Raw genomic sequence first — 10,482 nt, 5'->3', positions numbered from 1 at the left:
CACCGACGGTTGGCGCCCGGATCGGCCCAGTGCTGCAGCCCGCGTGAGGAAATCCTGGCGTAGATGGCGTCGAACTCCTGCTCGGACACCAGGAACGCGTAGTGCTGGCGCGGGATGTCCGCGCCTTCCGGGGCGTCGGCGTAGTCGAGACTTACACCGTGCTCGAGTTCGACGCCATCTACGCCAGGATTTCCTCACGCGGGCTGCAGCACTGGGCCGATCCGGGCGCCAACCGTCCCGGCGAGATCAACCACAACCACGGTGGGCGCGGGGTCTATTTCCTGGACCCGTCCGGCCATGCCATGGAGATCCTCACCAGCCCGTACGGATCGGCGGGCTGAGCGGAAACTTCGCTCAGTCGCCGGTGCGCGCCGTACCGTGCCGCTGGCTTTCCTGCCGGCGATAGTCGTCGGCCAGTTGCGCGACATGCTTGGGCAGGGCACCGGCGGCGACGTCGGCCAACGTCGTTTCTTCGAGCACCGAACGCATGCTGGCCCGCAGCGCGCGCCACACGTCGGTGAGCGCCGCCGTCGGACCCGAATACGGTAGATCGCCCAGCCCGATGTCACGGACGCTGGCCAACGGTCCGTCGATGCAGCGCAGCACGTCGGCGATGCTGATGTCTTTGCCGGGACGGGCCAATTCGTAGCCGCCTTCACGACCGCGGTGGCTGCGCACCAGCCGGTCGGTGCGCAGGTTGGTCAGGATGTCGACGAGGAACTGCGGCGGGATGCCCTGGGCCTGGGCCAGGTCGTCGGTCTTCACCAGCGTTCCGTCGGGCACCGTGGCGAGCTGAATCATCGCCCGCACGGCATACTCCGCCTTCGCCGACATGCGCACTCACAGGATTGTGCCACCCGGCGGCACAATATCGGTGCAGCCTGGCTGACCTGGCGTGCTACCCGCTCGATTCGAGCAGGTCGATGACCCGCTGCGCCTGCTCCTCGACGGTACCGTCCGGGGTCAGACGCAGGTCGGCATTCACTGGCGCCTGATACGGGCTGTCGATGCCGGTGAACTGGGTGATCTCCCCCGCCCGGGCTTTGGCGTACAGGCCCTTGGGATCACGCTTTTCGCATTCCTCGATCGGGGTGTCACAGAACACCTCGAAGAAGTCGAAGCCGGCGTCGACGTGCACTTGGCGCGCCAGTTCGCGTTGCTCGGTCAGCGGACTGATCGCCGGCACCAGCACGACATTGCCGGCGTCGGCGAGCAGCGCCGCCACGTGTGCCAGCCGGCGCAGGTTTTCGGCCCGGTCCGCCATGGAAAAGCCCAGGTCGGCGTTCAAACCGTGTCTCAGGTTGTCACCGTCGAGAACGTAAGCCAGAGAACCCTTTTCGAGCAGCTTCTGCTCCACCAGCATGGCCACCGACGACTTGCCGGATCCGGACAAACCGGTGAACCACACCGTCTTGCCCCGCGGCCGCGCCTCGGCGATGGCGGATGGCTTGTGCCGCACGGTGTTCGGGCTCGCCGCCTGCGCCGAAGCGTCGCGCAGCACCATGCCGGCGGCCACCGTGCCGTTGGTGTGCGGGTCGATGAGGATGAACGAGCCGGTGCTGGGGTTGCGGGTGTACTCGTCGAGCAGCAGCGGCACCTGGGTGCGCAGCGAAATGCGACCGAGTTCGTTGAGCTGCAACGCCGTTGCGCTCTTGTCGCGATGCAGGGTGTTGACGTCGAGCCGGTAGTCGAGCGCGGTCACCTTCGCGTGCGTGGTCCGGGTGGTGTGCTTGATGACGTAGTCGCGGCCGGGCTCGAGCGCCGCATTGTCGGCCATCCAGCACACCGTCGCGTCGAACTCCTGCGCCACCCTGGGCTGATTGTGGGTGCGGGCGATCAAATCACCGCGCGAGATGTCGATCTCGTCGGCCAGGGTCAGCGATACGGCCATCGGCGGAAACGCTTCTTCCACCGGACCATTCGGCCCGTCGATCGCGGTGATCCGGGTGCGCTTGCCGACCGGCAGCACCACCACTTCATCACCCGGCCGCATGACCCCGCTGGCGACCGTGCCGGCGTAGCTGCGGTGGTCCTGGTGTTCGCGGGTATGCGGGCGGATGACGTACTGGACCGGGAACCGCACGTCGACCATGTTGCGGTCACCGGCGATGTACACCTCCTCGAGGTGCGACAGCAACGCCGGGCCCTCGTACCACGGTGTCTGGTCGGACTTGGTCACCACGTTGTCGCCGTGCAGCGCCGAAAGCGGAATGGTGGCCACGTCGTGCACGTCCAGACGCGCGGCGAAGGCGTGGAATTCGTCCCGGATGGCCTCGAATTTCTCTCTGTCCCAGCCGATCAGGTCCATCTTGTTGACCGCGAGCACGATGTGCTGGATGCCCAGCAGGGATGCCAGGAAGGCGTGCCGGCGCGACTGCTCCAGCAGGCCATGTCGCGCGTCGACGAGCACGATCACCAGCTGCGCGGTCGACGCCCCGGTCACCATGTTGCGGGTGTACTGGATGTGGCCGGGGGTGTCGGCGATGATGAATTTGCGCTTGGGAGTGGCGAAGTAGCGGTAAGCGACGTCGATCGTGATGCCCTGTTCGCGCTCGGCCCGCAGGCCGTCGGTCACCAGCGCCAGGTCGGTGTAGTCGTGTCCGCGGTCCTTGGACGTCTGTTCCACCGCGGCCCACTGGTCTTCCATCACGGCCTTGGAGTCATACAGCAGGCGGCCGATCAGGGTGGACTTGCCGTCGTCGACCGAACCCGCGGTCGCGAGCCGCAAAAGCGTTGTCATCAGAAGTATCCCTGCCGTTTGCGGTCTTCCATGCCCGCCTCCGAGATGCGGTCGTCAGCCCGGGTGGCCCCGCGCTCGGTCAGCCGGGACACCGCGGTCTCGGCGATGACCTCGTCCACCGTGGCGGCCTGCGATTCCACGCATCCGGTGCACGTGACGTCGCCGACGGTGCGGAAACGCACCGTCGTCTCGAACACGGGCTCGTCGTCACCCGGTTGCATGTTGCGGTCCACCGCCAGCAGCATGCCGTCGCGACGAAATACCTTGCGCCGGTGCGCGTAATAGATCGACGGCAGCGCGATGTTCTCGGCGCCGATGTAGGACCAGATGTCGAACTCGGTCCAGTTGGACAACGGGAACACCCGGATGTGCTCGCCCTTGTGGTGGCGGCCGTTGTAGAGGTTCCACAGCTCGGGCCGCTGCGCCTTGGGATCCCATTGGCCGAACTCGTCGCGGAAGCTGAAGACGCGTTCCTTGGCGCGGGCCTTCTCCTCGTCGCGGCGCGCTCCGCCGAAGGCGGCGTCGAACTTGTTCTCCCGGATGGCGCGCAGCAGGGTCACGGTCTGGATCGAGTTCCGCCCCTGGCGTGGCTCGACGACCCGCCCGGCGTCGATGTCCTCCTGGACCGAGGCGATCACCAGGCGAACACCGTGCTCGGCGACCAACTCGTCGCGGGTGGCGATCACCTCGTCGAAGTTGTGGCCCGTGTCGACGTGCATCACCGGGAAGGGCAACCGCCCGGGGCGGAACGCCCGCAGCGCCAGGTGCAGCATGACGATGGAATCCTTGCCGCCCGAGAACAGCAGCACCGGCCGCTCGAACTCAGCGGCCACCTCCCGGATGATGTGGATCGCCTCTGCCTCCAGCGAGCGCAGATGGCTCAACTCGTATTGCCCGGCGGCGGGGGCCACCTTCAGATCACCGGTCATAGCTTCCTTCTTAAAACCTGGCAGAACTGACCAACTTTGGCACTTTAGCAAAATATAAGACCAGTTCCCGTTGGCGCTGTCAACCGCGGGCCGACGAGCCGACGCCTGGTGGCGCGCGCGGCGGCCACCGGACACATCGCGTCAAGAGGCGCGGCGGTACTTTTGCCGCCGGTGACGGGTGCGAAAGCATGGACGGATGACTGCCACCCCTCAACCCGCCGGACCAGCCACACCGAGCGGTCGCGACGTCATCGCGCAGTTCCTCCCCCAGTCCCCCTTCGTGGTCAAGCTCGGCATCGTTGCCGACCGCCTCGAGGACGACGAGGTGCGGCTGCGACTGCCCTGGGACCCGTCCAACGTGACCATCGGTGACATGGTCCACGGCGGCGCCATCGCCACGCTCGCCGATCTCACCGTCATGGCGGCGGCATGGTGCGGAGCGCAGGCGCCGCCCGAATTGCGGGGCGTGACGGTCTCCATGGCGCTGGACTTCATGGCCCCGGCCCGGGCCACCGACGTCATCGGCGTCGGCCGAGTGCTGCGGCGCGGCCGCTCGCTGGTCAACTGCGAGGCCGAGATCATCGACCCGCAGGGGACGCTGGTCGCTAAGGCGCTGGCGACCTACAAGGTCGGCTGACCGGCTAGAGCGTCACCTCGTCGAGCTTGCCGGTGGCCACGTCGAACACGAATCCGCGCGCGGAGACGTGCTTGGTGACGAACGGGCTGGCCTCCAGGCGGCGCAGCGACTGCCGGACGTCCTCGGCGAGGTCGGCGAACGCCTCGGCAGCCCACCCGGGCTTGATGCCCGTCTCCTCCTGGATGCTGCGCTTGAAGTCGTCATCGGTGAAGGTGAGCATGCCGCAGTCGGTGTGGTGGATCAGGATGATCTCCCGCGTTCCCAGCAACCGCTGGCTGATGGCCAGCGAGCGGATGACGTCGTCGGTGACGACCCCGCCGGCGTTGCGGATGACGTGGGCCTCCCCCTCGTTGAGGCCGAGGATGCGATAGACATCGAGCCGGGCGTCCATGCACGCGACGACCGCGACATGTTTGCCCGGCGGCATCGGCAGTGGCCCTTCGAAGGTGCTCGCATATTCGGCGTTGTTGGCCAGGTAATCATCGGTAACCGTCACGCAAGCCTCCTTGGGAGTGTCGCGGCCCGAAACGTGCGCGTTTGCTGCACGGCCTCGGTGCCGCGGTGGATCCTAACAACCGATCACACGCGATTCACCGGTGAGAATCAACCGGATCGAAAGCGGACCGAGCGCACCCGACGCCGCAACGCGCGACGCCGTGCTGCCGGCTCGATAGCCTGTCCCAATGCAACGTGGGGTGTGCGGACGGGCATGACTCGATTTCTGGCACGCCGGTTGCTCAACTACGTTGTGCTGCTGGCGCTGGCATCGTTTCTCACGTTTTGCCTGACGTCGGTGGCCTTCAGGCCACTCGACAGCCTGCTGCAGCGCAGCCCGCGGCCGCCGCAGGCCGTGATTGACGCCAAGGCCCACACACTCGGCTTGGACGAGGCGATACCGATCCGCTACGCGCACTGGGCCTCGCACGCCGTGCGCGGCGACTTCGGCAAAACGGTCACCGGGCAGCCAGTCGGGACCACGCTTTGGCGTCGCGTCGGAGTCACCCTGCGCCTGCTCGTCATCGGTTCACTGGCGGGCACCGCGCTGGGCATCGCGGCCGGGGCGTGGGGCGCGATTCGGCAGTATCGACTCAGCGACCGCGTCGTCACCCTGGTGGCGCTGCTGGTGCTCAGCACGCCGACGTTCGTGATCGCCAGCCTGCTGATCCTCGGTGCGCTGCGGGTGAACTGGGCGCTGGGCGTTCACGTCTTCGACTACACCGGGGAGACCTCACCGGGGGTTACCGGCGGGGCCGGTGCGCAGCTGCTCGACCGGTTGCGCCACTTGGTCCTGCCGTCGCTGACCCTGGCGCTGGCCGCCGCGGCCGGCTACAGCCGATACCAACGCAACGCGATGCTCGACGTCCTCGGCCAGGACTTCATTCGCACCGCGCGCGCCAAAGGGCTGACCCGCCGGCGCGCGCTGGTCAAGCATGGGCTGCGGACCGCCCTGATCCCGCTGGCCACCCTGTTCGCCTACGGGGTGGCGGGCCTGGTCACCGGAGCGGTGTTCGTGGAGAAGATCTTCGGCTGGCACGGCATGGGCGAATGGCTGGTGGCCGGCATCGCGACGCAGGACACCAACATCATCGCGGCGATCACCCTGTTCTCCGGGGCGGTGGTGTTGCTGGCCGGGCTGCTCTCGGACGTGTTCTACGCGGCCCTTGATCCGCGGGTGCGGGTGTCATGACCTCTGAGACGAATGCCGATGGCGCCCATGGGTTTTCGGGCCACGAAGTCGCGGATTTCACCTCACGGCGCACCCTGGTGCTACGGCGGTTCGGTCGCAACCGGTTCGCGGTGGCGTCGCTGGCGTTGCTGGTCCTGTTGTTCGTCGGCTGCTACGCGCTGCCCGCGGTGCTGCCGTACTCCTATGAGGACCTTGATTTCACCGCGCTGTTGGCGCCGCCGAACGCGCGGCACTGGCTGGGCACCAACGCGCTGGGTCAGGACCTGTTGGCGCAGATCCTGCGCGGCATGCAGAAATCGATGCTGATCGGCGTCTGCGTCGCGGTGATCTCCACTGGCATCGCCGCCACCGTCGGGGCGATCTCCGGCTATTTCGGTGGCTGGCGCGACCGCGCCTTGATGTGGGTGGTCGACCTGCTGTTGGTGGTGCCCAGCTTCATCCTCATCGCCATCGTGACGCCGCGAATCAAGAACTCGGCCAACGTGTTGATGCTGGTGCTGCTGCTGGCCGGGTTCGGGTGGATGGTCAGCTCACGCATGGTGCGCGGCATGACCATGAGTTTGCGTGAACGCGAATTCATCCGGGCCGCACGGTATATGGGGGTATCGAGCAGTCGCATCATCCTCGGCCACGTGGTGCCGAACGTGGCTTCCATCCTGATCATCGACGCCGCGCTCAACGTCGCCTCGGCCATCCTGGCCGAAACCGGCCTGAGCTTCCTCGGTTTCGGTATCCAGCCGCCGGACGTGTCGCTGGGAACGTTGATCGCCAACGGAACCCAATCGGCGACCACCTTTCCGTGGGTGTTTCTGTTTCCGGCGGGCGTGCTGGTGCTGATCCTGGTGTGCGCCAACCTCACCGGCGACGGACTGCGCGACGCGCTCGACCCCGGCAGCGCGGGGCTGCGGGGTGGGGGCGGATGAGCGCGCTGCTCGAGGTGACCGACCTGGCGGTCACCTTCGGAGCCGGCGGCGCGCCGGTGACCGCGGTGCGCGGCATCAGCTATCGCATCGAACCGGGAGAGGTCGTCGCGATGGTCGGCGAATCCGGTTCGGGGAAGTCCGTTTCGGCGATGGCGGCCATCGGACTGTTGCCCGAGTACGCGCGGGTGCGCGGCTCGGTCCGGTTGCACGGCACCGAGCTGCTTGGCCTCGGCGACGACGCCATGTCGCGGTTTCGCGGCAAGACGGTCGGCATGGTGTTCCAGGACCCGATGTCGGCGCTGACGCCGGTCTACACCGTCGGCGATCAGATCGCCGAGGCGATCGAGATCCATCAGCCGCGGGCGGGCAAGAAGGCCGCCCGCCGGCGCGCGGTGGAACTGCTCGAACTAGTGGGAATCGCCCAGCCGGAACGGCGCGCCCGAGCGTTTCCCCATGAGCTGTCCGGCGGTGAGCGGCAACGGGTGGTGATCGCGATCGCGATCGCCAACGACCCCGACCTGTTGATCTGCGACGAGCCGACCACCGCGCTGGATGTCACGGTGCAGGCGCAGATCCTCGAGGTGCTCAAGACGGCCCGCGACATCACCGGCGCCGGGGTGCTGATCATCACCCACGACCTCGGTGTGGTCGCCGAGTTCGCCGACCGGGCGTTGGTGATGTACGCCGGGCGGGTCGTCGAATCCGCTTCCGTGCGTGACCTTTACCGGGACCGGCGGATGCCCTACACCGTCGGGCTGCTGGGTTCGGTGCCGCGACTGGACGCCGCTCAGGGCACCCGGCTGGTGCCGATCCCCGGCGCGCCGCCGTCGCTGGCCGGCCTGGATCCCGGCTGCCCGTTCGCGCCGCGCTGCCCGCTGGCCATCGACGAATGCCGGCTCGAGGAGCCGGAATTACTTGCCGTCGGCACCGATCACCGGGCGGCCTGCATCCGCACCGAGCAAGTCGACGGCCGAAGCGCCGCGGACATCTACGGCGTGAGCACCGAAGCCCACCAAGCGGAATCGGCCGACGGCTCGGTGGTCGTCGCGGTGCGCGACCTGACCAAGACCTACCGGCTGACCAAGGGCGTGTTGCGCCGCAGCGCCGGCGAGGTCCGCGCGGTCGACGGCGTCAGTTTCGAGCTGCGGCAGGGCCGCACCCTGGGCATCGTCGGTGAGTCGGGTTCGGGCAAGTCGACCACTCTGCACGAGATCCTGGAACTCACCGGCCCCCAGTCGGGTTCGATCGAAGTGCTGGGCACCGATGTCACCACGTTGAGCACGGCGCGCAGGCGAGCGCTGCGGCGCGACATCCAGGTCGTGTTCCAAGACCCGATCGCGTCGCTGGATCCGCGGCTACCGGTGTCCGAGTTGCTGGCGGAACCCCTGCGGGCCAATGGGTTCGACAAAGGTCGCACCAACGTGCGCGTCGCCGAGCTGCTGGAAATCGTGGGTCTGCGCCGCGCCGACGCGGTCCGTTACCCCGCCGAATTCTCCGGCGGCCAGAAGCAGCGCATCGGCATCGCCCGCGCGCTGGCACTGCAGCCGAAGATCCTGGCGCTCGACGAACCGGTGTCCGCGCTCGACGTATCCATCCAGGCCGGGATAATCAATTTGTTGCTGGACCTGCAAGAGCGGTTCGGCCTATCTTATCTGTTTGTCTCCCATGATCTTTCGGTCGTCAAACACCTGGCTCACGACGTCGTGGTGATGTATGCCGGCGCCATCGTGGAGCAGGGTGACAGCCGGCAGGTCTTCGCCGATCCGCAACACGAATACACCCGGCGGCTGCTGAACGCGGTGCCGCAACCGGATCCGGGCAGACGTGCCTAGCCGGGCGGTCCTGGCGCGTCGGGGGATCCGCTGCGCGGCAGCGTGTTTCGCGATGATGCTGGCAATCTCGGGTTGCTCGCCGGCCGTCAGCCTGATTCCCGAAACGGGCCAGAACGCGCAGATCGGCTCCACGAGCGACCTCAACCCGCACGATCCGGCCACTCTGCAAGACGGCGGCGACCTGCGACTGGCGCTCACCGACTTTCCACCGAACTTCAACATCTTGCACATCGACGGCAATTCGGCCGACGTCTCGGCGATGATGAAGGCCACCCTGCCGCGGGCATTCATCATCGGCCCCGACGGCTCCACGACGGTCGACACCGACTACTTCACCAGCATCGAGCTCACCGGCACTGCGCCACAGGTGGTTACGTACACGATCAACCCCAAGGCGGTGTGGTCGGACGGCACGCCGATCACCTGGGCGGACATCGCCAGCCAGATCCACGCCCTGAGCGGTGTCGACAAGACCTTCGAGATCGCCGGACCAAGCGGTGCGGACCGCGTCGCCTCGGTGACCCGGGGCGTCGACGACCGGCAGGCCATCATGACCTTCGCCAAGCCCTACGCCGAATGGCGCGGCATGTTCGCCGGCAACGGAATGCTGCTGCCCAAGAGCATGACGGCCACCCCGGAGGCATTCAACAAGGGCCAGCTGGAGGGTCCCGGACCGTCGGCCGGACCGTTCGTCGTCTCGTCGTTGGATCGGACCACCCAGCGGATCGTGTTGAGCCGCAACCCGAAATGGTGGGGCGCGCGACCTCGGCTGGACACCATCACCTATCTGGTGCTCGACGATGCCGCGCGGCTACCGGCGCTGCAGAACAACACGATCGACGCCACCGGGGTCGGCACCGTCGATCAGCTGACCATCGCCCAGCGCACCAAGGGGATCTCGATCCGGCGCGCGCCCGCGCCGGCGTGGTCTCACTTCACGTTCAACGGCGCCCCGGGCTCGATCCTGTCCGACCGGGCGCTGCGCGTCGCGGTCGCCAAGGGCATCGATCGGCAGACCATCGCCAAGGTCGTCCAGTACGGCCTGACCAGTAACCCGGTGGCGCTGGGCAACCACATCTATGTCGCGGGGCAGCAGGGCTATCAGGACAACAGCTCGGTCGTTCCCTACGACCCGGCCGCGGCCAGCCGGGAGCTCGACGCGTTGGGCTGGAAGCGGACCGGCCAGTTCCGCGAGAAGGACGGCCGGCAGCTGGTCATCCGCGATTTGTTCTACGACGCCCAGGGCAGCCGGCAGTTCGCCCAGATCGCCCAGCACAGCCTGGCCCAGATCGGGGTCAAGCTGGAGCTCGTCTCCCGTTCCGGCAGCGGCTTTTTCACCAACTACATCAACGTCGGGGCGTTTGATATGGCCCAGTTCGGTTGGCTCGGCGACGCCTTCCCGCTCTCGGCGCTGACCCAGATCTACAAGTCGGACGGGGAAAGCAATTTCGGCAAGATCGGCAGCGAACAGATCGACGCCGCCATCGAAAGCACCCTGGAAGAACTCGACCCGGCCAAGGCGCGGGCGCTGGCCAACGATCTCGACAAGCTCATCTGGGCCGAGGGATTCAGCCTTCCGCTGACGCAGTCGCCCGGGGATGTCGCGGTGCGCGGCACGCTGGCCGAAAGTTACTGTGGTGGGCGCTGTCCCGGTTCACCACCCTGGGCAACCTACCGTTTCGCTACGAGGAAGACCTGGTAAGCCGCATCGCGTTCCGCGAACTGGACTATGCG

9 protein-coding genes and 2 pseudogenes are annotated in these 10,482 nt (G+C 67.2%); 6 read left to right on the top strand and 5 right to left on the bottom strand.

Annotated elements, in window-relative coordinates; translation table 11 throughout:
• Nucleotides 1–173: pseudogene (locus tag A5646_RS28015) on the bottom strand (VOC family protein); the annotation flags it as partial.
• Here A5646_RS28015 and A5646_RS28915 point away from each other — a divergent pair.
• Nucleotides 165–341, top strand: a pseudogene (locus A5646_RS28915) (VOC family protein); the annotation flags it as partial. The pseudogenes A5646_RS28015 and A5646_RS28915 overlap by 9 nt on opposite strands.
• A 13-nt stretch (nt 342–354) precedes the next feature.
• Here the strand turns inward: A5646_RS28915 and A5646_RS10510 are convergent.
• From A5646_RS10510 to cysD, 3 genes are read right to left on the bottom strand one after another with little or no spacing between them, the layout of a single operon-like run.
• Nucleotides 355–840, bottom strand: coding sequence for an RrF2 family transcriptional regulator (locus A5646_RS10510; RefSeq protein ID WP_066873570.1), 486 nt, complete (start codon nt 838–840; stop codon nt 355–357).
• A gap of 58 nt (nt 841–898) precedes the next feature.
• Nucleotides 899–2,740: an adenylyl-sulfate kinase gene (gene cysC / locus A5646_RS10505; protein ID WP_066873567.1), complete on the bottom strand. Its 1,842-nt coding sequence runs from the start codon at nt 2,738–2,740 to the stop codon at nt 899–901.
• Nucleotides 2,740–3,669 (bottom strand): sulfate adenylyltransferase subunit CysD, encoded by a 930-nt coding sequence (gene cysD, locus A5646_RS10500; protein ID WP_066873564.1) that lies wholly within the window; start codon nt 3,667–3,669, stop codon nt 2,740–2,742. Before cysD ends, cysC begins: the two co-directional genes overlap by 1 nt.
• Nucleotides 3,670–3,865: 196 nt before the next feature.
• Here cysD and A5646_RS10495 point away from each other — a divergent pair, with 196 nt between their 5' ends.
• Entirely contained in the window at nt 3,866–4,306 is a 441-nt protein-coding gene (locus tag A5646_RS10495; protein WP_066876296.1) for a PaaI family thioesterase, read from the top strand.
• Between the two features lie 4 nt (nt 4,307–4,310).
• Here the strand turns inward: A5646_RS10495 and A5646_RS10490 are convergent, their stop codons facing one another.
• Entirely contained in the window at nt 4,311–4,802 is a 492-nt protein-coding gene (locus tag A5646_RS10490) for a carbonic anhydrase (RefSeq protein ID WP_066873558.1), read from the bottom strand.
• A gap of 213 nt (nt 4,803–5,015) precedes the next feature.
• On the opposite strand from A5646_RS10490, the gene A5646_RS10485 reads away from it, so the two are divergent.
• Genes A5646_RS10485 through A5646_RS30390 form a run of 4 tightly spaced genes read left to right on the top strand, consistent with a single transcriptional unit; the run spans nt 5,016 to nt 10,450 of the window.
• A complete protein-coding gene (locus A5646_RS10485) occupies nt 5,016–5,993 on the top strand; it encodes an ABC transporter permease (protein ID WP_066873628.1) in 978 nt (325 codons plus the stop codon).
• Nucleotides 5,990–6,916 (top strand): ABC transporter permease, encoded by a 927-nt coding sequence (locus A5646_RS10480; protein WP_066873555.1) that lies wholly within the window; start codon nt 5,990–5,992, stop codon nt 6,914–6,916. The genes A5646_RS10485 and A5646_RS10480 overlap by 4 nt, the downstream gene beginning before the upstream one ends.
• A complete protein-coding gene (locus A5646_RS30395; protein WP_067021593.1) occupies nt 6,913–8,748 on the top strand; it encodes an ABC transporter ATP-binding protein in 1,836 nt (611 codons plus the stop codon). The genes A5646_RS10480 and A5646_RS30395 overlap by 4 nt, the downstream gene beginning before the upstream one ends.
• Before the next feature lie 52 nt (nt 8,749–8,800).
• Nucleotides 8,801–10,450 (top strand): ABC transporter family substrate-binding protein, encoded by a 1,650-nt coding sequence (locus A5646_RS30390; protein WP_369806931.1) that lies wholly within the window; start codon nt 8,801–8,803, stop codon nt 10,448–10,450.
• Nucleotides 10,451–10,482 lie beyond the last annotated feature (32 nt).

Source organism: Mycobacterium sp. 1245499.0 (genome assembly GCF_001673615.1).
Lineage (GTDB): Bacteria > Actinomycetota > Actinomycetes > Mycobacteriales > Mycobacteriaceae > Mycobacterium > Mycobacterium europaeum_A.
Note: the sequence above shows the minus strand (reverse complement) of the source record. Positions and strands in the feature narration are given on the sequence as shown.